This window comes from Syntrophomonas curvata (assembly GCF_052976825.1).
This window is the reverse complement of the sequence record NZ_CM129641.1, coordinates 1,522,016-1,544,490: the sequence shown is the minus strand read 5'-3', so window position 1 is coordinate 1,544,490 and position 22,475 is coordinate 1,522,016. Positions and strand designations below refer to the sequence as shown.

The following is a 22,475-nucleotide window of genomic DNA, read 5'->3' as shown; positions in this document are numbered from 1 at the left end:
CCTTTTTGTATACCTCCGCGCCCTACATTCATGAATGATTAAGGGTTTTGCCACATATGAACAAGGTTGCCGTTACTGTCATACTCAAAGCTGTATGTCTTTCCAGAAGCAGTGGTCACATTTACTATCTTGTTACCCGGTCCGTACTGGTAAGTATGTTTATCTCCGTTTTTGTTGGTTACTGCTTGATTGCTCAGAGCTTCCGCGTTAGCTCCGTTGGTATTTTTAACGGGATTAGTCCCTGGGGTATAGGTCAGTGTCACTGTGTCTCCAGTCTGTATAGATGTAGATAGAGACAATACAACAGTCTTATTATTGATAGCTACTGCAGTGGGTGCGGTGCTGCTCTGGTTTATCTTGACCACGTAACTGCTGGTATCCGGCACGGAAGAGGTATCCAGCGGATCAGAGTATTCGATAGATAATACTGTTCCGTTTACTGTCGCTTTAACTATTCTCGGAGGAGGATTAGGGGTGACTGTAACAGTGCAGGTATCGGTAAAATTGCCGTCTTCCGTGGTTACCGTTATGACTGCTGTTCCAGCCGAAACCGGGGTAACTACCCCGTTATTTACAGTGGCTACGGCAGTATTGTTGGAACTCCAGGTTACGTTCTTGTTGGTGGCAGGAGGTGCGGACAAAATCTTGGACCCTGATAGAGACAGGAGGGTGTCCGTATGTATTCAAGAGAAGAGCGCATGAAGGCAATTGAGCTATACATCAAGTATGATAAAAGTATAGCTGCTGTAATTCATGAACTTGGCTATCCAAGCCGTGGATTATTGCCGAGATGGTATAAAGCATATCTAAAAGAACAAGAGACTGGGATCTTGTGGGATCGATATTCACGATGCTCGAAATATTCACTAGAGCAGAAGATAGCTGCTGTAGAACACTATTTTGAGCATGGTCGCAATTTATCAAGGACGGTAATATTACTGGGGTACCCCTCTAAGGAGGCACTCAGATTATGGTGTGATGAGTTGGCACCAGGAAGTCGCAAAAAGCGTGTTGGAGGTGTACAATGCACTCAAGAGCAGAAGAAAGAAGCCGTAATTGCACTATGCACCAGAACCGGCAATGCTAAAGAAATCGCCAGGGAATATGGCGTCACCCGAGAGGCACTATACAACTGGAAAAACGATCTGCTCGGCAAGGAGGATAGCATAACGATGCCTGAGGCAGAGGACAAACCGCTCCCCGATAACAAGGATGCCCTTTTATCCGAAATCGAATCGCTGAAACGTCAGATTAAAGGACTGAAGCTTGAAAAGGCCATTTTGGAAGGGACAGCAGAGATTATAAAAAAAGATCCGGGCGTCGATCCGAAGAACCTAACAAACAAAGAGAAGGCGATTCTGGCCGACGCCCTGAGAAATGAGTATCCGTTGAAGGAAGTGCTTGCATGTCTAGGAATGCCACGCAGCAGTTACTTTTACCATCGAAAGCTCGCGTCAATTCCAGGCAAATACGAAGAACTGAGGCGCCGTATCATAGAGTTGTTTGGGGAGAACGGTGGACGATATGGCTACCGACGAATCCATGCTTTGCTTGCGCGAGAAGAAACACGCGTTTCCGAAAAGGTTGTGCGACGTATAATGGGGAATCCGAGCTTGTTGTTTTCCAAAAAAGGAGGCGGAAATACAGTTCGTACCAAGGCGAGAAGACTCCGGGCGCAGACAACTTAATCGAGCGCAATTTCCATGCGGATGGGCCGAAAGTCAAATGGCTCACGGACATAACGGAATTCGCTATCCCTGCTGAGAAAGTATATCTTTCCCCAATTGTGGATTGTTTTGATGGGTTGCTGCCAAGCTGGTCTATAGGGACTAGCCCTGATGCCGATTTGGTCAACAGCATGCTTGACCGCGCGACAGAAACCCTGAAAGAAGGTGAACATCCGCTGGTGCATTCAGATCGGGGCGGCCATTATCGTTGGCCTGGGTGGATATCACGAATGGAAAAAGCGGGTCTTCAACGCTCGATGTCAAAGAAGGGCTGCTCGCCCGACAACGCAGCTTGTGAGGGATTCTTCGGCAGGCTCAAGAACGAGATGTTCTACAATAGATCATGGACAGGGGTCAGCATAGAGGAATTCATGGATATCCTTGACGAATATTTGGTCTGGTATAATGAGAAGAGGATCAAACTTTCTTTGGGTGCGATGAGTCCGTTGGAATATAGGCGAAGCCTTGGTTTGGCCGCCTAAGGTGTCCAAAAAAACGTCCGCACCTCCTTACGATAAAAACAACATCCCACATTACATCTTTCAAAACCTGGACCAGATGCAAGCCGTATGGGTCAACGCCAATATTATATACAATGTTACCGGTGATGTTTCGGCAGATGAAATGAAAAAGATTATAGGTTCTATGAATGGAGGTACATGATATGCTTAAAAAGAATATATTTTTGATAATTTTGGCCGGTATGCTACATATGCTGGTTTCTCCCCTGGCCGTTTATGCCAACACGGATTATCCTCATTTTCCTCAAGCCAGTGAATATATTCGCTCTGTAAGGGCAGAAATAACCCCGCAAGGAAACGGAAAAATTTTAGTACAAAACCAGTTGGGAGCGACAAGAACAGTTGATAAATTAGGAATTAAAACCCTGAAAATTCAAATCTTAAAAAATGGCTCCTGGCAGACCATTGATACCCCGGTGAAAAACGATTATCTTTACAATACCGGTACCTATGTTTATGACTGCTATTATTATGGAACATCCGGAACCCAATACCGAAGCTATGTTGAATTTTATGTTGAAGATGACGGAGGATCAGAAACTAAAATTGTTGCTTCCTCTCCTAAAGTTGCAAATTAAAGTGGGGAATGGATGGCAACTTCAGTATGTCAGCCATGATGGCGGTTCAATGATATAAAGCGAAAACCGAATAAATGTCTATTAAAGCAATGAGAGGCAATACATAACTCCGGCTCATTGCTTTGTTTTGGTTATGGAGAGTAGGATTCTATCATATATAAGTAGCGGCCAGGATTATGATCATCCCCAGCCAGAACCCCCACCAGCGGCTGCGGCGGCCTTTCGCCCGGGCCTGGGGCCAAAGCTGGAAAAGCACCAGGTAAATCATGATCCCGGAAGATAAACCGAGCAGAAGAGGCAGAAGCCGGGGCAGAAATGTTACCGCCAGTAAACCGATAACCGTACCCAGAGGGGTGATCAGTCCCACCAGCAGAATCTGACCCAGGATGCGAAGCTGTTTTACGCCGGCCATGAGCAAAGGCGCGGCAATAGCCATTCCCTCGGGGACATTATGTATCCCGATACCCAGCGCTATAACCATTCCGGTACGGTCTTTCATTTCGCCCCCCAGGGCAATGGCCATCCCCTCGGGAAGGTCGTGCATGGCTATGCCCAGCATAATCATATACCCCAGAGCCGCCAGCGAATTGCGGGCAGCCGAGCGGTCGAACAACTGCCGGTCACAAATAGCCAGGATAAGCAGACCCAGCAGCACCCCAACCACAGCTTTGAACCAGCCGCCGAAAACCAGGGCCGAGGGCAGCATGTCAAATAGCACTACGGCTGCCATCACCCCGGAAGCCAGACCTAAAAAAACCGCCAGACTGCTGTTGTCCCAGTACCTCTTAATAAAAAGCATTATTGCCCCCAGAGCAGTACATGCCCCGGCAGCCACACTAATGCCTAAAACCTGATGTAAACCCATACCTCGCCCTCCAACACTATCCTGTTGTGTTAAGTCTATGAAGGGCAAAAGAATTTTAGGTTATTAAATAATCTTATCTTATAAACTTCTTTTCTAATTCACTTATTTATCATAACAGGCATAATTCCAGGACACCTTTCATAATCTGCAGAAAGGGAGGTGTTTATATGAAGCTGCCAATAGAATTAAAAGGCTTGGGCAAGGGTTTGCTGGTATCGCTGGTTCTCTGCCTGCTGTCGGCTCCAGTGATATATTTCACCGGACTGGAGGAAACCATCATGCCCACCCTGGGTAACTTGATTCTGGCCGCAGGTATATTCTGGTGCGGGTGCTATGTCAGCAAATCTTATGGCAGTAAGGGGCTGGTACGCGGAATAACTATGGGGTTAACCTTCTTTATTTTAATGCTTATTGCCACATTTGCCCTTAACTCTTCCCTGATTGGCTTAAAAACCTTCCTCTATAATCTGGTGTTATGCCTGGCCGCAGGCGGATTGGGAGGCATACTGGGAATCGGTCTCAGTGATAAAGCCATTTAGCAGCAGTTGGGGGTCGATATCAGGCCGGGAAAGTAAGCCTTCCCCGGCTTGTTTACTGTTGTATTTACTTGCAAAGCAAACTCAGACACCACAATGCCAATCCACCAAGCAGAAACAAACAACCTAGTATAACTCGCAGATTGGGCATGGCACAACCTCCTGCTGGATAATCCAGCCATCCATTCCGGAGGGGTTACTGTAATCGGCTTGCTGACAACAGCGGCTTCCTCTCTCCTACAACTACTTTATAATCTTCGCCAAGATGTTTCTCAAAAAGCCAGGGATTCTGAGATAATAAACCCGCATCAGTATCCCCCCTTCATCGGAAATTAGATTTCACTGTATTTTATGTAGGGGATAGAAAAAAGGTTACATTGTGTATGCAGTATCAACAAAAAAGATCGGCTTATGTTTATCATTCAGGTGACAGGTTGAAAAGGGGATAAACAAAACGGCAACATTATAAGCGAGTGGTATAATTTCAGGAATCAGCCGGCTTAGCCGGAAGAAGCTTCATATAAGCGGGTAATTGCTTCCTGACCAATAAATTAGTGTTTTTAATAGGTATACTGTTTTTAAATACCTTGCCGTAAGCTTTCTTCTCCAGGCGGGAATCAAGCACCACCACCAGACCCCGATCCTCTTCGCTGCGAATCAGCCTTCCGATCCCCTGTTTAAAACGCACGGTAGCGTCTGGCAGCATAAAATGCTGGAAACTGTTTTTGTTTTCCAAACGGCAGGAACGGTCGGCAGCAGTAGAATAAGGGTCCGAGGGAGGCCGGAAAGGCAGCCTGACGATGACCACGCATTTAAGTACTTCTCCCTTTAAATCGATTCCCTCCCAAAAGGTCTCTACCCCCATAAGTACAGCATTAGAGCTATGTATGAACTCATCTATCAAGTGATTAAACTCGCCATCCTCATACTGCACCAGCAGCTTGACCCCATTCAGGTCACAGTCAGGTCGAAGCAAGGCTGTTACTTCCTTGAGCTGGCTGCGGGCTGTAAATAAAACCAGCACCTGCCCCCCCATGGTCAGAAACAGGGTTTCCAGAACCCCGGCTACGGTTTCAGCAAACCCTGTTTCTGAGGGCTCGGGGATATCATTTATAATGAGCAAGCGCGCCTGTTTTTCATAATCAAACGGAGACTGCTGCAGCAGAGTGTTGACCCGGTCATCAGCCATCAGGGGAGTCAGCCCGGTTCGGGTCAGGAAATAATCGAAACGCTCTTCAATAGCCAGGGTTGCCGATACCATAACCAGGCTCTCCAGTTTATGATAAAGCCGCTCGTTAAGGATGCTGCCGGCATCCAGTGATGAAGATGCCATTGCTGCCGCCCGGCCTTTTTCATATTCCAGCCAGGTGATTTTATCTTCCTGCTCCAGATTTTCTCCCATGATTATGGCCGCAGTGCCGGCGTATTCAGAGATAGTCTGCATAAGCATTTCCAATTCATTGTTTTCCTCGGGTTCTTGTATTTCCTCTTTGATCGCAGTGAGTTTTGCGTATAGCAGTTTAGTGCTCTCCTGCCATTCCCGGTGCAGGTCGACGGCCTGATTCAGCCATGTAGTGTCATGATCCTGCCACTGGATTACCCGGGCATAGTTGTAGTCCTGGGCCACCATGCCCTGGCTTAAAGCCGTAAATAAATCTTTGAGGATCGTCAGACCACGCCCCAGTATGGCGGCGGTTTCAGTACAAAGCGCTTGTAAATGCGGGTATTTTCCCTTTAATAACTGTAAATAGCCCCGCTCATAACCTTTTTCCCGAATATGTAAAAGCTGCATGGTTTCGCTTATTTCCGGGAAGGAAAAACGCAGGGAGAGATGATCAAAAGCCAAACGTTCGAAAGTATGCGCTTCATCCACTATTAAATAGCTATAGGAAGGTAAAATGCTGTTTTCCACCAGCATGTCGGAAAGCAGCAGAGCATGATTGGTAATGATCAAGTCGGCCTTTTCCAGACTTTTCAGCATCTTCAGGCGGAAACATCTATCATGGTAAGGACAATTATCCCGCAAACAGGATTTACGGTCGGCTGCAACTATTCCCCATTTGCTCATCAACGAGCTGTCCAAATCCAGTTCTTTGCGGTCACCGCTCCTGGTAGCCTCGGCCCAGCGCAAAATGGCCTCAATAAAGCGTTCCTCTCCCGGTTCAAACTTTCTCCTGCCGGCCAGGATGCGCATGTATTTGTTCCAGCAAAGATAATTTTCCCGGCCCTTGGCTTCAACTGCAATAAATTCGCAGTCAAGCACCTTTTTTATATCCGGCAGATCTTTTTCGGTCAACTGCTGCTGCAGAGCCCGGGTACGGGTGGATATAACCACCCTTTCCTTCTTTTCCAGCGCCCATAGAACCGCCGGGACCAGATAGGCATAGGTCTTGCCTACCCCGGTACCGGCTTCGGAAACCAGAAATTCCTGATTCAAAAAGTTGGCGGCGATACTCTCCGCCAATCGAACTTGTTCCTCACGGTACCTGTATCCGGGAATCAGTTGGGCCATCCGGCCGTGAGGAGCAAAATACTCTGCTATCCGCCCGGGGCTGAAGCTCTCCATACGACTATCATCCTCATTACTCCATAATGGCATAATCCAAGTATATTATATACTTAACCCGGTTCATAAAAAAAGCTGCCCTTTGGCAGCCGTGCAGATTCTATCTATGACAAGTCGATTTTGGTAACCAGATTCTTTTTGCCCTCTTTGGCTATCCGGTAAACCCCTTCCACCGCCACCCGGTTTTCCACCAGGTCTTGAAAATAGCGATTCAGGTTGTCCGGACTAAGCTTTACCGACAAACCGCAACTGGTGGAAATCTCCCTTAAGGTAGGAATAACCAGGAAATCAGCGTCTATATTCTTTAAAATTTTTTCTGCCTTTAAAGCATGAGCGGTAGCGGCAAAGGTAAATACGCAATAGTTGTCACTATGAAAAAGTTCTGTTGCCAATGTCTTCAACTCCCCCGATGGTTTCAATCAAGCCTGATCTTTAGCAAATCGATTGCAATAAAACCCTGGACCTTTTATATTATATCATAAGGCCGCACTTGATTATCTATAATTTTTTGTTATACTTCCATCATGAATTGCCTGGCCTTTGGTTCAATATTTTTGCAGCGGGACTGTAAAACTAACCTTTTTGCTGATAAAATGTTTAAATATATATCGAATTGTTCAGAAAAGGTGTCTGGAGGTTGGAACCGTGCATAAAAAATTATTTATTCCCGGACCGGTAGAGGTGAAAGCAGATGTCCTTGAAAAAATGGCCGCTGCTATGATTGGTCACCGGAGCAAAGATGCTTCGGAATTACAAAAAAGAATCAGTCACAAACTGCAGCAATTATTCTATACCCGGGAAGCTGTTCTGCTCTCCACCAGTTCCGGCAGCGGACTCATGGAGGGAGCCATACGTTCCTGCACCCTGAAAAGGGCCGCGGTATTTTCCGTAGGTGCATTTGGGACAAGATGGTATGAGATGGCGGCCGGCAATAATGTTCCCGCCGACCTTTTTGAGTCGGAATGGGGCTCTCCCACTACTCCGGAAATGATAGAGGAAGTACTCTCTACCGGCAAGTATGACCTTATTGCCATTACTCATAATGAAACCTCCACCGGGCTTATGAACCCGCTGCAAGCTATTGCTGAAGCAGTAAGGAATTATCCTGATATGGTATTCTGCGTTGATGCAGTCAGCTCTGCCGGTGGTTCTAAAATAGAGGTCGATGATCTGGGAATTGACATATGTATAACCTCCACCCAGAAGGCTCTGGGGCTGCCACCAGGAATGGCGGTCTGCACTTTTTCCAGGAAAGCTGTCGAACGGGCTCAGCAGGTACCCTGCCGGGGCTACTATCTGGATTTATTGTCATTATATGACTACATCCGGAAAAAGGATTATCAGTATCCATCCACACCTTCGCTGTCCCACATGTTTGCCCTGGACTACCAGTTGGATTGCATACTGGCCGAGGGTTTGGATGAGCGTTTTGCCCGTCACATCGAAATGGCTCAATATGTCAGGGCATGGGCGCAAAATTATTTTGAACTGTTTGCTGACGGGCGTTACCTTTCCAACACCCTGACCACCGTTAAAAACTCCCGCAACATTGATGTATCCGCCTTAAACCGGGAACTGGGGATCAGGGGGTATCAGATATCCAACGGTTATGGTAAACTTAAGGACAAAACCTTCCGCATCGCCCATATGGCAGATTGCACCCTGGATGAGGTCAAAGACCTTATAGCAAATATTAATGACATACTCAAGCTGTAATATATTTTTAGTTGATGGAGGATTCTATGGCCATAATCAGACCTTTTGAGGCAATTAGACCGGTACCGGACCTGGCAGCAAAAGTTGCCGCCCTTCCCTATGATGTCATGGATAGTGATGAAGCCCGGGAAATGGTTAAAGACAATCCCTATTCTTTTCTGCATGTGGACAAAGCTGAGATAGATTTGGAACCGGGTATCGATTTATACGACCCCCAGGTCTATGATAAAGCCCGGGAGAACCTGGAGCAGATGATAGCTAAAGGGATTCTGCAGGCCGAGCCTCGCGCCAATCTTTATATTTATCGTCAGATTATGAACGGCCGTTCCCAGACTGGCATCGTAGCCTGCGCTTCGATCGATGATTATCTATACAATATAATCAAAAAGCATGAGCTTACCCGCAAGGATAAGGAACAGGACCGTACCCGCCACGTGGATCATTGCAACGCCCAGACCGGTCCCATATTCCTTACTTACCGGGCCCAAGCGGAGATTAATCAGCTGGTTTACGCCTGGACCCAAAAGCCGCCTTTATATGACATAGTGTCTGAAGATGGCGTAGCCCATATTATCTGGAGTATTGATGATGACCAGACTATTCAGGCATTGGTAAATCAGTTCAGGCAGGTCGACTACCTCTATATTGCTGACGGACACCATCGCTGTGCATCCGCTGTCAATGTGGGCCAGTTGCGGCGTCAGCAAAACCCTGGATTTGCCGGGGATGAGGAGTACAACTATTTCCTGGCGGTTATCTTTCCGGATGAAGACCTGCATATCATGGACTACAACCGGGTAGTAAAAGACCTAAACGGACTAACCTCGCAGGAGTTTCTCAAGCAGCTTGAAGAGAAATTTGCCATCAGCCCCCACACTGGTTCGGGGCCTTATAAGCCAGAGCAAACACACTCTTTTGGTATGTACCTGGATGGTCAATGGTACCGTCTGCAGGCCCTGCCCGGCAGTTTTAATGAAAAAGACCCGGTAGCCAGTCTGGATGTTTCCATCCTTCAGGAAAACGTCCTGGCTCCCCTGCTGGATATAAAGGACCCCAGGACTGATAAACGCATTGATTTTGTGGGAGGCATCAGAGGGTTAAAGGAACTGGAGAGACGGGTTAATTCTGATATGAAAGTGGCTTTTTCCATGTATCCCACCAGTATCCAGGAATTAATGTCCATAGCCGATGCCGGGCAGATTATGCCCCCCAAATCCACCTGGTTTGAGCCCAAGTTACGCAGCGGCTTTTTCATTCACCGAATATAAATTTTCAAGGGCCATCGCTAAAAGTCTGAACCGCCCCCTGTCAAGCAGACAGTTTCAAGGATTCCGGGAAGGTTTGAAGGCCTTTGGGGAACGGCGCGAACCCAATTTTACCGATGAATAGGAATTGTCAGACAGGTGCAACGGAAAACCGCTTCCGTTGCACCTGTTTCGTTGCTTATTCACGACCCTTCAGTCCTGCCGGAGTCTCAGACCGCCTGCTCGTCGATATTCCCGCCGCTAAACTGGCTCTTGTAGAGATCTGCATAAAAGCCGCCCTGAGCCAGGAGGTCGTTATGAGTACCTTTTTCAACAACACTGCCGTTATCCATGACCAGTATCAGGTCAGCATCGCGAATGGTGGATAACCTGTGGGCGATGACGAAGCTGGTTCGCTTTTTCATCAGGGCAATCATGGCCCTTTGGATATAAACCTCGGTTCTGCTATCAACACTGCTGGTAGCTTCATCCAGGATGAGTATGGCCGGGTCGGCCAGTATCGCCCGGGCAATAGTCAATAGCTGTTTTTGGCCCTGCGAGATATTGGAGGCCTCTTCATTGAGTATGGTGTTGTAACCTTCGGGCAGGGTTCTGATAAAATGGTCGGCATGGGCGGTTTTGGCTGCCCGGATAATTTCAGCTTCGCTGGCGCCCTCACGGCCGTAGGCGATATTATCCCGTATGCTGCCGTTAAAAAGCCAGGTATCCTGCAGTACCATCCCGAAAATGCTGCGTAATGCGGTCCGTTTTATATCCCTGATATCAACCCCGTCGACCGTGATTTTTCCGCCGTCTATTTCATAAAAACGCATCAACAGGTTCACCAGGGTGGTTTTACCCGCTCCGGTCGGCCCTACAACAGCGACGGTCTGCCCCGCCTTGACTTCAATGCTCAAGTCCTCGATCAGAGGAACATTTTCCTGATATCTAAACTTAACGTTTTGCAGATTTACATTCCCCCGGGGGAAGTCGATATGCTGAGCATCATCACTATCCGCGACTTCTTCAGTCTCATCCAGGATTTCGAAAACTCTCTCCGCCGAGGCAATAGTAGATTGAATGATGTTAACTATATTGGCGGTCTGTACTATGGGCTGGGTAAACTGCCGGGAGTATTGGATGAATGCCTGAACATCACCGATAGTAATAGTCCGGTTGATTACAAAGATACCCCCCACGACACTGACCAGCACATAGCCGATATTGTTGATCAGGCTCAAAAGCGGAACAATGATGCCGGACATAAACTGGGCTTTCCAGCCGACTTCATACAGTTCCTCATTAATTTGGTTAAACCTGGCGATGGATCCTTCTTCCCGTCCAAAGGCTTTTATTATTTGATGCCCGGTGTACATCTCCTCGACATGGCCGTTAAGTTCCCCCAGAACTTTTTGCTGCCCGGCGAAAAATTTCTGCGAACGGGAGGCTACTGCTTTGGTTACCAGAGCAGAAAGGGGCAGGACCACCAGGAATATAAGCGTAAGCCAGGGGCTTATAGTCAGCATCATAATGAGAATGCCCAGCAGGGTTACTACAGCTGTAATAAGCTGGGTAAGACTCTGCTGCAGGGTAGTGGCGATATTATCAATGTCGTTGCTGACCCGGCTCAAGATATCACCGTGGGTATGGGAATCAAAAAATTTCAAAGGCAACCGGGAGAGCTTCAGGTTGACATCGCGGCGCATATCATAGACGGTTTGCTGAGCTACGCCAGCCATAATGTATTGCTGAATATACATGAAAATTGCACTGATAATATATAGCCCGGCCAGGATAAACAATATGTTTAATATATAATTAAAATCTACTGTTGCCCCCGGCACGTGTTTTAGTTTCGTCATAAGGCCTTCAAATAATTCGGTTGTGGCCTTGCCCATAATTCTGGGGCTGGCAATGCTGAAAACAGTGCTCAGGACGGCAAAGAGAAGCACGACCAGCAGCCGGAAGCGGCGCGGTTTTAAATAGCCCATCAGCCTTTTGAAGGTGCCTTTGAAATCCTTAGCCTTTTCTGCCGGTCTTCCCATCGGGCCCAGCGGGCCTCCGCGAGGACCGCCGCCATGACCACCCATGGGTGAGGCTGGGGTTTTACGTTCCGTACTCATGCCAACTCCTCCTCGGAAAGCTGGGAATAGACTATCTCACGGTATACGTCACAGGAATTCAGTAGGTCTTTATGGGCACCCCTACCCACCATCCGGCCATCCTCCAGAACAATTATCTGGCCGGCGTCCATAACCGTAGTAACCCGCTGGGCAATAACAATAACCGTGGCATCGGCCGTCTCGTTTTTAAGTGCCGACCGCAGCCTGGCATCGGTTTTGAAATCCAGGGCGGAAAAACTGTCATCAAAAATGTATATTTCCGGCCTTCTGACCAGAGCACGGGCAATGGACAGGCGTTGTTTCTGTCCCCCCGAAACATTGCTTCCTCCCTGTTCAATCACGGCATCAAAGCCGCCCGGCATGCCGGAGATAAACTCCATGGCCTGGGATATTTCTGCCGCCCGCCGGACTTCTTCATTACTGGCATCTTGCTTGCCGTAGCGGATGTTATCATTGATGCTGCCGGTAAATAAAACCGATTTTTGAGGAATCAGGGCTATTTTGGCCCGCAGGCTTTTTTGCGACATTTCCCTGACATCCACTCCGTCAACCAGAACGCTGCCCTCGTCAACATCATAGAAACGCGGTATAAGGTTTATCAGAGATGTTTTGCCGGAACCGGTGCCGCCGATGATAGCAGTTGTTTCACCAGGCCGGGCAGTAAAGGAAATATTACTGATAGCCGGCTCTTCTGCGCCCGGAAAACTGAAGCTGACATTTTTAAACTCCACCATACCCTGGGCCTTATCAAGGCTATGCGGCTCTTCCGGGTCCTTGATTTCGGGATTCGTTTCCAGCACTTCATTGATTCTTATGGCGGAAGCTGAGGCGCGGGGTACCATAATAAACATCATAGCCACCATGACCAGTGATATCATAATCTGCATGGCATATTGAATAAAAGCCATTAACGACCCCACCTGCATATCACCATTATCGATGCGGATGCTGCCAAACCAGATAATGGCTATAATAGTAAAGTTCATAACCAGCATCATGGAGGGCATTAAAGAAGCCATCAATTTGTTGACCCGGATAGCATTCTGGCTGAGATCGTAGTTGGCCTCGGCAAAGCGCTGCTGTTCCCGCCCGATACGGTTAAACGCGCGAATTACTCTGATGCCGGTAAGATTCTCGCGCAGGACCAGATTGATTTTATCCAGTTTGATTTGCATCAGTTTGAAGAGGGGCATGGCTTTACTGATGATAACGGCGATAATCGCAATAATTACCGGAATAGCGACAACAATGCATAGGGACAGCGGCCTGTCTTTGGAAACAGCCATGATAATACCGCCAATACACATCATCGGGGCACTGACCATCATGCGCAATATCATGAAGGTTACGGTCTGCATCTGGTTGATGTCATTGGTAGTACGGGTAATCAGTGTAGCTGTACCGATTTCATTAAACTCCTGCAATGAGAAGTCCTCAACCCGGGAAAATACTTTGCTGCGCAGTATTGTGCCAAATCCAACCGAGGTCCGGGCGGATAAAAAGCTGGCCGCAATCGCGCAGAGGGTACCCAGCGCAGTAATGAGCAGCATCATCCCCCCGATTTTCATGATGTAGCCGGTGTCGCCGTTGACTATGCCGGTATCAACGATATCTGACATCAGGGTGGGCAAATACAACTCCGCCAGGGTTTGTAAAAATACCAGCAGAAGGACCGCCACTATCGAAATTGTAAATGGTTTCATGAACCGGTACAGCTTAATCATTGCTTATTGTCTCCTCTTGCCTTCGCAGCCGTTTTCCTCTATACGGACTTTATCCAATGCTTCAATTATCTCTCTTAAACCCTGAATCAGGTCTTCGGCCCTTTGCTCGGTAATATCCGCCACCAGGGCATTAATATTATGCCGGATGTCTATTCGGAGCAGCTCCAGATGCGCACTGGCCGCTTCATTGAGATAGAGGCGCAAAACCCGATGGTCGCTGCTGTCTGTTCTTTTCCGAACCCAGCCTTTTTGCTCAAGTTCCCGGATTATATTGGATATATGCGATTTGGCCATGCCGGTTCGGCGAGCCAGTTCGCTGACAGTAATACCTGCTTCGCCTTTAAGCTGTTTGCATATGATCACGGCAGGAACAGAAATATCGTGCTCAGCCAGTACATTCTTTACATATTTGCCCATGCCCCGGTTTACTTCCCGCAGCAATTCAACCAGCAGTTCATGTTTCTCCGACAATTTAGAACACCTCTGGATTTATTTTCCGGGTTGACCACGAGGATAAAATCGTTCTGTACAGAACAAATTATATGTTTAGTTTTTCAAATAAGCAATAGTAAATAAACATAAGCATAGATGCCAGGCACCGGAGTTATTGACTTATTGAGCTGCACCCTCCTTTATAGCGAAGGCTTTTTTCAACGGGTCCTGAAGTAAAAAAGGTGATGCGGCTGGGCGGGGAAATGCAAAATGTGAGATTTATATATCTGTTATTTTAGGCTCCATAATCGACTGTTTACATACAGGTCCTGCAGCCAATTAAAGAACGTAATCAAGCCTGTGCAAGTTTACCAGTTACCTGTAGTTTATTAAAATAATTTGACGCCCAAATAAGCGAGACCGCAAAAGAAACCAGGTTGCCTCTCCTACGCATAAAAAGATGGGATTCATATGTGTGATGGCAAAATGACTTAACGATAATGCCAGCGGTACTGATAAAATCAATACGCGAATAATATCACACGCCAAGTTCGGCATCGGTCTCCCGGTTGCCTGGAAGGCCAGACCGGTAACAAGTAACCCGGTAGTTGCAACGGTGGTCAAGGTCAAAAGCCTGACCTGCCTTACACTATTTACTATTACATCCGGTACAGAGGAGAGATGCGAAAATATCTGCGGTGCAAATATCATATACAATGCTCCCAGGAATAACCCTATTATTAAAGACAATCCTACGTTAACGCGAAATATCTCCCTGCATCTCGCAAGGTTCCCCTGTCCGTAATTCTGTCCGATCATCGGGATTGTGGTAAGTCCGATAGCCGCACCCGGAATTGTAATCAATTGGTCCAGCCTAACAGCCAACACCCAGGCATTCATGGACACCTCGCTAATCGAACCTACTAGGTTATTCAAAACGATAAAGGCCATGTTGACCAACACCATTCCGGTGGCAGCAGGAACCCCAATATATATGATTTCTTTTATAATCTTGGCATTTGTTTTAAATATCCTCCATTGAATCTGTATTATTGTCTCTTTTTTAATAAAAAGGGACAGATAATATAATAGTTGAATTAATATAGAAATTGATGTCGCCAACGCTGAACCTTTAACTCCCATTTTCAGTCCAAATATTAATATTGGGTTTAAAACGATATTAATGATCCATGAAGCCATCACGCCCAAGCCAACTTCCTTGGCCCTGCCTTCCCCCTGCAGTATTCCGCTTAGGGTCATTGCGATCAAGACTAGGCCCATACCGGGAAGCAGATAGCAAATGCCACCAATTGACTGATGAATATTGGAATACTCAGTTTAATTGTCGTACTAACGATAGAGCCGCCGGAAATATCCAGAATCTTCTGATCCGGTTCTTGTTTACTTATACCTGTTGTTCCCAACTCAACAGTGGTGCTTTCGTTTCTTATTACCTTCAAATCTGCAGTAGTTTTTGCGTCTGTCATTTTCATCCCCTCCACAAAACTTCTATCCTTGTTCAATATCCCCTTATTGGCAGACCTCCGATAATTCCAATGCGATTAAAACCTGAGCAGAGCAGAATTGCGATGTTTCCACCCCAACCACTGTATTAAATAGTAGCTTGCATTATTAGAAATATCTGTTAAATATTGTCGACGATGGCTCTATGCCAAATGCGGATAACCGGAGTTATTGACTTACTGAGTTGGAATCATCCTCCTTCTCTTTTAAATTTTACAGCGAAGGTCTTTTTCTTAAAAACAATAAAAAAACCGCCTTCTACGCAAATTATGGCTAGAAGGAGGTGTCTTGCCATGCAATTAACCAAACAAAACCTGCGCTTGCTGGCTTCGGTAGTGATCGGCGTCATTTTAATTGCTCTATTCTTTTTAATTATTCCTAAAAAATCTCCTCAGCGCTCCCCGCGTCCAGTTCAGCCGGTTGAAAAAGAAAGTCAATGGTATATCCAGTTTTCGGTTAAAAATCAAAAGTCTACTGCCTACACAGAAGAGAGCGGGGCCCCGGTAGCAGCCGATGGGAAATCGTATTTTATCGGCGGTATTGCCGTCCACCCTCGCTATCCGGTCAATAGCGGCGGAAATCCGCGGGAACCGTTAATTCCCTTCGGTACGGAAATCTACCTGGAAAAGCCAATCAAGGCCCGGGGCCAGGAATTCACCACCCTCAAGGTGATGGACACCGGTGATGTCAACTACCGCCTCTGGCCTGATTACCCCTACTGGTTTGACATATATTACGGCACCGGCAACTATTACAACACTAAAGAAGCCAAGAATTACGGGGCACCCCTGATAAACTATACCTGGTATGAGAAGTGGAGGTGAATCATCCCCGGAATCGGCGCAGGTACCCCTCTATATATTCCCTTACTTCACCGGCCGGGGAATAGATGCCAAAATGGCCCTCGCAAAGTATATCGGCCTCAAGGTCCAGCAATTTACGCATGGATCTAGCCCACTCTTTGCGGTCGGAACCCCACTCGGGGGCGAAGGGCCCGTGGATGTCCTGCCCGAACAGCACCCGCTGTCCTTGTATATCCGCATATACCGATATGCTTCCCGGAGTATGCCCGGGGGTGTGCACTAAACTCAGGGTAAGCTCTCCCAATTCCAGCTTATCATCGCCGGTTAAGACTTTATCCACCTTTACCCCCTCATACTGCACTCCGTAATAAGGGGCTGCAGTTAGCTCCGGTCTGCCCTCCTCAATTGCCGCAAGGTCAAGCCGGTGCGCTATCACCTCTGCCTTGAGCCTGTCCTTAAAGGTCTTCATCCCCCCGATATGGTCGATATGCCCGTGGGTGATGATAATATGGCGTATTTCCGCCAATTTAAAGCCGGAATATTCGATATTGTCCAGAATATCATCGGCACTGGCTCCGGCTCCAGTATCAATGATAGCTCCCTGACCCGAGCTCTCCACCAAATATACACAACAGTCTTCTCCCCGGGAAAGATTATCTCCCCCCACCTGGTATACATGAGGGCAGATTTCGGGAACGCGACGCTTCATCCTGATGACCTCCTTGTATTCTGTGCTCTATGCTTTTTCATATACGGCAAATAATTGCAAGGCTACCTGGTCGAACGGATGGGCTCTCAGTTCGTCAGCCAGTTCCCGGTCCGGTGATTTGCCTGCTATATCCAGGAATTCATCCCAGCTCATAAAGTCAAAAGGCACTATCTCCACCTCTCTGAATCCATTTACCTCGAACATCTGGGTCAGTGATGCCGGATCAAAATGGTGCATGTGCAGCATAGCTGGGAAAATAGTACCTTCGATACCCTCCCAGATGCGTTGCTCCACTTCCCCGTAACGGGTGGGAGCCGTAATGAACACCCGTCCCCCCGGTTTAAGTACCCGGGCGAATTCCTTTACGATGGTTTCCGGAGAAAAGGTATGCTCCAGCACATCCAGGCAGTTGATGCTTTGAAAATAACCATCCGGATACGGCAGGCTGTCGATGCTTCCTTCCGAAAATACCACTTCCCGGGAAGTCCCGTCAAGAAGGTCTTCGGCACTGGGAAATTCACATTGCACTGCGATACTGCCCAGTTCTTCCTCGATAAGCTTGATAACCCGGGGGAATATTTTTTTCTCTCCCCTTTTCATCATGGAAGATAAAGCCATAGCCCTTTCCAGCCTGGCTTTACAAGCATCTACGGAATGCACATGCAGGAATTGACTCATCACCAGAGAAGCAAAACCTGCTCCGCAACCGGCGTCCAGAACCTTGCCCTGCATTTTCTGCACCAGCGGGTAGACGTATTTGAGGAAGGAATACTCCCCTCCCGAAGAAAAGTTCTGCAGGGCAATGATCTCATTAAGGGTAAACAAATCCTGCTGGCTCAGCGATGAACCAATTTCCTGCCGGAACCAGTTGCGCAAATCGCGATCTTCCTGTAATTTGCAGGTAATCCCTTCCAGGCTCGGGCTGCCTGACGAACGTATGACTTGATTCCGTTCCCCTTCGCCGATAACCTCCCAGATGTATTCTATAAAGAAAGGAAAGCAAACATTGTTATGCACATTGAACAGGATGGCCTGTTCGGGCTTATTTTGGCGAATGCCCGCCGTAAGATCATGAAAATCAAGCAGGAAAGCAATTGCCTCCTCATCGCTGCGGGAGAACAATTCTGCGTAAGCTGCGGCCAGATTATCGGCACCGGGCAAAAGTTGGCGGTATTGCTCTAACGTGTCCCTATCAATAGCCCGAAAATAGTAATTAAAGAACCTCTCCAAAATCATGTGCTTACCCCCATTCATTAATACTGACCCAAGAACAAATCCTATCTGTTGTCAGTACCTTTCTCACCTACCAGCCAAAAAACCTCCTCATAGTCTCCCGTCCGCGCCGAACTGTCCATCTCCCAACCTATGGCAATGCTACAGTTCGCTTCCCCATTGCGAAATCCTATTACCGGCCGAATCATCAAACCCGCACTATGGTAACCTTGCCTGCTCTGTTCGGGAAAAACGTAGTTTTTATAATAATGCCTTACGGCAGGCTGTATATAGAGATAAGGCAAAGGATTATCCGAATCCAGGCTTATCATTATCCGGTTGCTGAAACAACTGCTGTCGGCACTTCGGATCTGGAATATATAATCTATCTGTTCCGGGCGTTTTACCACGGTTCGATGATTATGAAACTCAATGCCGCTTTCGCTGCTGCGGGAAATATCCTGAATAACACATTCGCTTCCCTCTTCGCCTTTACCGGCAATAAGCCCCAGCCAGGCCTGAGGCCTGAATTCAACCTCGTCTGACGGCGCTGCCGTACTGACTATCTGCGGTACCAGAACCAGCTTATGCCTGTCCGGTACCGGACGGCACCAGGCCTGCAGTTTTATCTCCAGGGCGCCGGCCTGCAGTTTAAAGGATTTCTCCAAATCTATAGTGACCTTGGAATTACCAATAGCAACTACCTTGGAACAGCACATTTTAGCCACGCGGTCAGGCCCTTCACTTACAACGTCTGCGATTTGAAATGATGCCAGATCAAAATCCCCCAGGGCAAAAAACTCATTATTATTCTGAAGCAATACCTCACAGCGAAGAGAATTACGGCACTGCTCCCGGCGCCCCCCTTCTTCATAAAACATCCGGGTCAGGCTGCTGTCCGTTTCAGAAAAAATCAGGGGGTAGGAATAACGAAAAACCGAGTTATAGGCTGGCACCCTATTCAAATCGCGGGCCACAATCTCCCTTATTCGGCAGTGATCCCCTTTAAGGGAAGGGGCCAGGACATGGTGATAGCTGATACATCCGCCTTCATTATCCAGAACCAGGGTCTGTACCTCATTCTCCAGCACAACCTCGTCCTGGCCGTCAAAATCCCAATCCCTGACGGCCGAATCCCTGTGATTACTGAAATGCATGGATTCCAACCCCAAGGTCAGTATTTTTAGTACCATCTCCAAATAGGCCAATCCCTGCACATCGTAATAAGGGGATGAGCCATAAACCGGATGGCGGCTGGCCCACTTGGGATCCTCCTGGTATAACAGGTTCCTGACCCGATTCAGCAGTTGATAATCTTCATCCATCTGGGGCGGGTAATAATCCTTGAGAATAGCGCTTACCAATTCATGCCTTTCCGCCGATTCCAACAGAGCCCGCTTAAACATACGCTCCAGTTCAGGGGCAACCTCTATTCCCATGTGCTGCCCCAATGTGTCCAGTACAGCCTTGTCCAGCTTATCCTGCAGATGCTCGGCATCGCGCAAGCGGCAAACGATCCGGCGCAGCCTCTCATCGCCAAAGGCTACACCCCGTATTCCCCGGCAGGCAGTCCAGTTCTCCCACTCGGTATAGCTATGACTGCTGGCTACCGGGTAGCTGTCAAGGTAACCCTGAGCAGCCAGATAATCCTTGAGCCCGGTGAAACTGATGTCCGGATCCTTATCAACCAGCTCAAAGAACTCCATCAGCCACTGCCCGTCACCTTCGGGGTCTTTGCTCCATTGCCCGAATTTCTCGGCGTCCTCAAAGATAAGCAGCACCGGTTCCATATCCCGGCCATAGCTTCGGACCAGCTCATAAGCCTTTTCCAGGGCGTCTTTGATATAAAAATAATAGTGCGCCGGTTTAATCTTTACCGAATCGCCCGGGGCAAAACTGTTTCTTTTTAATAATTGGTAGCGGAACTGGCTATGTATGGGAAGAACGTGAAAGGCCTGTCCCCCGATTTCATCGCGCAAGGCGTAAAAAAGCATTTCCGGAGGAATATGGCTGATGGTAGTAATCGAAACCGGGTCATTAAAGCCAAAATGCTTCCGGCAGTAATCACTGTCTGAGCCCGGGTAGGAAAAGTGGGACCGGTAAAAAGTTTCCACGTCCAGATAATAAACGGCCGGGGCTTGAATCAGGGCTGCCGCCCGGGTAAGTTCCCGCAGCATGCTTTCGCCGCATTCACGCTCCACCAGGTGGATACCCTGCCACTGGGATGAATCTATGCCTATGGTCTCGGTTAACAATCGGTCATACAGTTTGAGCTGATAAAGGTAATCATCGACCCGGGAGGATAATTGAATAAAGGGCTCATCGGCCAGTCCCCCAATGATACCGATCTTGCCGCTGTCCAGCAGGCGGGTGAACCGGCTCAGATATTCCTTTTTCTGGTCCCTGATCCAGTATAAAAAGGGGCCGGAAAAATGGAGGTTAACATAAAAAGAATCCAGGTCGACCGCTTTCTGGAGCAGCTTTAACCAGGGTAAATAGGAATTATTATATGCTTCCTCTCTGGTTTTATATAGCTGAAAATGAGGCTGGTGGAAATGAGGGCAAAATGCAATATGACCTTTCATATTAAACCTCCTGGCGAAATCTGATTAAAAAAATCATCCTCATACTGAATACGCTCCAACCATTGACCGAACTCGGTATCGGTTTTATGGTTGCGCAGGCTGTTGCTTATGCGCAGAAGTTTGGTATAGTGCTCAAAAAATCGTTTCATGGCATAATCCCGGGTAAGATTGTTGCTGACCATAAAAAGCCAGTCACTGCTTTGAATCAGCATCAGTTCCTTAAGAGCCTGGCAGACAGCCCGGTTATGCATTTCACTGCCGTTGGCAAACATCTTCAGAGCTTCATACTCCTTGCCTGCCTTTTTTATAATCTCCCACATCCAGGTGGTCTCGTTATTATCCCAGACATAATGCTTTCCTCCCATCCCCCAAGATGATTCAAAAATCTGAGCCTCATGCTTGGCCGGGCCTATATCGTAAGGCAGAGCCAATTCCAGTTCGTTGCCGCTCCCTATTTCCCTTATCACTTCTTCCAGCCAGCTAACCCCTTCCCACCACCAATGGCCAAACAGTTCGGTATCATAACAGCCCACGATTGAGGGGTTGGCAAAGCCCAGTTTCTTTGCTTCCCGGCTGTTATCTTCCAGGCTCCTGACGAAATGCAGTGCGTGCTGCTTAACCTTTACAGCCGCCTGATCGGGATCATAAACCTGCTTGGAATCCAGATTCCTGCGGTCGGTAACTTTCCAGTATTTAAAGCCGGAACGGGGATCCTGCTTGTGAAATTCACGATAGTCGGCATCGCCGGGGTAGCCATAGTCAGCCGACCATACCTGATGGCTGACCATGGAGTTGCGGCCATATACCGTAATATCCTTGTCCTTTATCCGGTAGGGCCGGTAGGTGCTAAGTCCGGTTCGGGCAAAAGTAGCGATTTCAATTTCCTCTTCCCCGCTCCCCCCGCTGAATGCCTCTATAGGTTTGCCTCCCTCGATAGCATGGCTGTCAACGTATAAATATTTAAAACCATTATCAATGAGAATATCTTCGATGCCATCGAAATACCCGCACTCCGGTAACCAGAAGCCCTTCGGCTCACGCTCGAAATAGTACTCGTAAACTTTTTTTCCCCACAGCACCTGATATTTGAGCCCTCGGGTGTCCAGCAGGGGCAAATAGGCATGGGTAGCAGCAGTGGTTATGATTTCCACCTGCCCCTGATCCTGTATTTGCTTGATCGTCCCCACAATATCCTTATTAAAATCAACTATAAAATCGCGCCGGCTATCCCGGTAAAAACGGCGATAAAAAGATGCCATCCGGCCAATATTCTTCTCCCCCCGGGACATGTAATAGCGTTCATCCTCTATAGCCAGCGCTTCCCGCCCCTGCAGGTAGGAAATAAACTCCTGCTGAATATATTTGGAACTAAGCTGTTCCAGCAAGGTAGGACTGAAACTAAACGACAGGGCGTTATTGATGCCGGCATCTTTCAATCGAAGCCAGGACTGCAAAAGCGGGATATAGGTTTCCGCCATGGCTTCAAAAAGCCACACTTCCCCAAAAGGCCACCTGCCCTGCCGCTTGACATAAGGAATATGGCTATGTAAAACGACCAATAATCTGGAACTCACCTGGCCCACTTCCTCCACCCTAAAATAGACCCCAAG

At 47.8% G+C, this 22,475-nt stretch carries 20 protein-coding genes; 7 read left to right on the top strand and 13 right to left on the bottom strand.

What is annotated here, in order from left to right; genetic code table 11:
• Positions 1–38 precede the first annotated feature (38 nt).
• Entirely contained in the window at positions 39–641 is a 603-nt protein-coding gene (locus ACU70B_RS06910) for an Ig-like domain-containing protein (protein ID WP_447185614.1), read from the bottom strand.
• Positions 642–677: 36 nt separating this feature from the next.
• Between ACU70B_RS06910 and ACU70B_RS06905 the strand changes: the two genes are divergently transcribed.
• From ACU70B_RS06905 to ACU70B_RS06895, 3 genes are all read left to right on the top strand, one after another.
• Positions 678–2,209 (top strand): IS3 family transposase gene (locus ACU70B_RS06905; RefSeq protein ID WP_447185613.1). Its coding sequence is split into 2 segments (ribosomal slippage): positions 678–1,602 and positions 1,602–2,209, totalling 1,533 coding nucleotides; the frame shifts between segments, so codons are not numbered across the junction.
• 1 nt (position 2,210) lies between these two features.
• On the top strand, positions 2,211–2,390 hold the full coding sequence (locus ACU70B_RS06900) for a DUF4367 domain-containing protein (protein ID WP_447185612.1): 180 nt from the start codon (positions 2,211–2,213) through the stop codon (positions 2,388–2,390).
• Between the two features lies 1 nt (position 2,391).
• Complete coding sequence (locus ACU70B_RS06895) at positions 2,392–2,826, top strand: hypothetical protein (RefSeq protein WP_447185611.1); 435 nt, start codon at positions 2,392–2,394, stop codon at positions 2,824–2,826.
• A gap of 151 nt (positions 2,827–2,977) precedes the next feature.
• Here ACU70B_RS06895 and ACU70B_RS06890 read toward each other — a convergent pair whose 3' ends face one another.
• Entirely contained in the window at positions 2,978–3,691 is a 714-nt protein-coding gene (locus tag ACU70B_RS06890) for a ZIP family metal transporter (protein ID WP_447185610.1), read from the bottom strand.
• Between the two features lie 167 nt (positions 3,692–3,858).
• On the opposite strand from ACU70B_RS06890, the gene ACU70B_RS06885 reads away from it, so the two are divergent.
• The gene (locus ACU70B_RS06885) at positions 3,859–4,230 is read left to right on the top strand and encodes a TIGR04086 family membrane protein (protein WP_447185609.1); all 372 of its coding nucleotides are present in this window, start codon (positions 3,859–3,861) and stop codon (positions 4,228–4,230) included.
• Positions 4,231–4,711: 481 nt separating this feature from the next.
• On the opposite strand, the gene ACU70B_RS06880 is transcribed toward ACU70B_RS06885, so the two are convergent.
• Both ACU70B_RS06880 and ACU70B_RS06875 read right to left on the bottom strand, forming a co-directional pair.
• On the bottom strand, positions 4,712–6,793 hold the full coding sequence (locus ACU70B_RS06880) for an ATP-dependent DNA helicase (protein ID WP_447185608.1): 2,082 nt from the start codon (positions 6,791–6,793) through the stop codon (positions 4,712–4,714).
• Between the two features lie 104 nt (positions 6,794–6,897).
• Entirely contained in the window at positions 6,898–7,185 is a 288-nt protein-coding gene (locus ACU70B_RS06875; RefSeq protein ID WP_447185607.1) for a putative Se/S carrier protein, read from the bottom strand.
• Between the two features lie 253 nt (positions 7,186–7,438).
• Here ACU70B_RS06875 and ACU70B_RS06870 point away from each other — a divergent pair, with 253 nt between their 5' ends.
• The gene (locus ACU70B_RS06870) at positions 7,439–8,509 is read left to right on the top strand and encodes a pyridoxal-phosphate-dependent aminotransferase family protein (protein WP_447185606.1); all 1,071 of its coding nucleotides are present in this window, start codon (positions 7,439–7,441) and stop codon (positions 8,507–8,509) included.
• A gap of 26 nt (positions 8,510–8,535) precedes the next feature.
• Positions 8,536–9,777, top strand: a complete 1,242-nt coding sequence (locus ACU70B_RS06865; RefSeq protein ID WP_447185605.1) for a DUF1015 domain-containing protein — start codon at positions 8,536–8,538, stop codon at positions 9,775–9,777.
• A gap of 206 nt (positions 9,778–9,983) precedes the next feature.
• Here the strand turns inward: ACU70B_RS06865 and ACU70B_RS06860 are convergent, their stop codons facing one another.
• The 5 genes from ACU70B_RS06860 to ACU70B_RS06840 form a co-directional block, all read right to left on the bottom strand.
• Positions 9,984–11,876 (bottom strand): ABC transporter ATP-binding protein, encoded by a 1,893-nt coding sequence (locus ACU70B_RS06860; protein WP_447185604.1) that lies wholly within the window; start codon positions 11,874–11,876, stop codon positions 9,984–9,986.
• The gene (locus tag ACU70B_RS06855) at positions 11,873–13,600 is read right to left on the bottom strand and encodes an ABC transporter ATP-binding protein (protein ID WP_447185603.1); all 1,728 of its coding nucleotides are present in this window, start codon (positions 13,598–13,600) and stop codon (positions 11,873–11,875) included. The genes ACU70B_RS06860 and ACU70B_RS06855 overlap by 4 nt, the downstream gene beginning before the upstream one ends.
• Before the next feature lie 3 nt (positions 13,601–13,603).
• Positions 13,604–14,071, bottom strand: coding sequence for a MarR family winged helix-turn-helix transcriptional regulator (locus tag ACU70B_RS06850; RefSeq protein ID WP_447185602.1), 468 nt, complete (start codon positions 14,069–14,071; stop codon positions 13,604–13,606).
• 336 nt (positions 14,072–14,407) lie between these two features.
• Positions 14,408–15,232 carry an MATE family efflux transporter gene (locus tag ACU70B_RS06845; protein ID WP_447185720.1) on the bottom strand — a complete coding sequence of 275 codons (825 nt, stop codon included), beginning with the start codon at positions 15,230–15,232 and terminating at the stop codon, positions 14,408–14,410.
• A gap of 71 nt (positions 15,233–15,303) precedes the next feature.
• Positions 15,304–15,519 (bottom strand): hypothetical protein, encoded by a 216-nt coding sequence (locus tag ACU70B_RS06840; RefSeq protein ID WP_447185601.1) that lies wholly within the window; start codon positions 15,517–15,519, stop codon positions 15,304–15,306.
• Positions 15,520–15,849: 330 nt separating this feature from the next.
• Here ACU70B_RS06840 and ACU70B_RS06835 point away from each other — a divergent pair, with 330 nt between their 5' ends.
• A complete protein-coding gene (locus ACU70B_RS06835; protein ID WP_447185600.1) occupies positions 15,850–16,380 on the top strand; it encodes a DUF8837 domain-containing protein in 531 nt (176 codons plus the stop codon).
• A gap of 1 nt (position 16,381) precedes the next feature.
• Here ACU70B_RS06835 and ACU70B_RS06830 read toward each other — a convergent pair whose 3' ends face one another.
• The 4 genes from ACU70B_RS06830 to ACU70B_RS06815 are packed head-to-tail and all read right to left on the bottom strand — an operon-like array spanning position 16,382 to position 22,439.
• Positions 16,382–17,068, bottom strand: coding sequence for an MBL fold metallo-hydrolase (locus ACU70B_RS06830; RefSeq protein WP_447185599.1), 687 nt, complete (start codon positions 17,066–17,068; stop codon positions 16,382–16,384).
• A 27-nt stretch (positions 17,069–17,095) separates the two neighbouring features.
• Positions 17,096–18,304: a class I SAM-dependent methyltransferase gene (locus ACU70B_RS06825; protein ID WP_447185598.1), complete on the bottom strand. Its 1,209-nt coding sequence runs from the start codon at positions 18,302–18,304 to the stop codon at positions 17,096–17,098.
• A 41-nt stretch (positions 18,305–18,345) separates the two neighbouring features.
• Complete coding sequence (locus tag ACU70B_RS06820; RefSeq protein WP_447185597.1) at positions 18,346–20,865, bottom strand: polysaccharide deacetylase family protein; 2,520 nt, start codon at positions 20,863–20,865, stop codon at positions 18,346–18,348.
• Complete coding sequence (locus ACU70B_RS06815) at positions 20,862–22,439, bottom strand: 1,4-alpha-glucan branching protein domain-containing protein (RefSeq protein WP_447185596.1); 1,578 nt, start codon at positions 22,437–22,439, stop codon at positions 20,862–20,864. Before ACU70B_RS06815 ends, ACU70B_RS06820 begins: the two co-directional genes overlap by 4 nt.
• Positions 22,440–22,475: the final 36 nt, after the last annotated feature.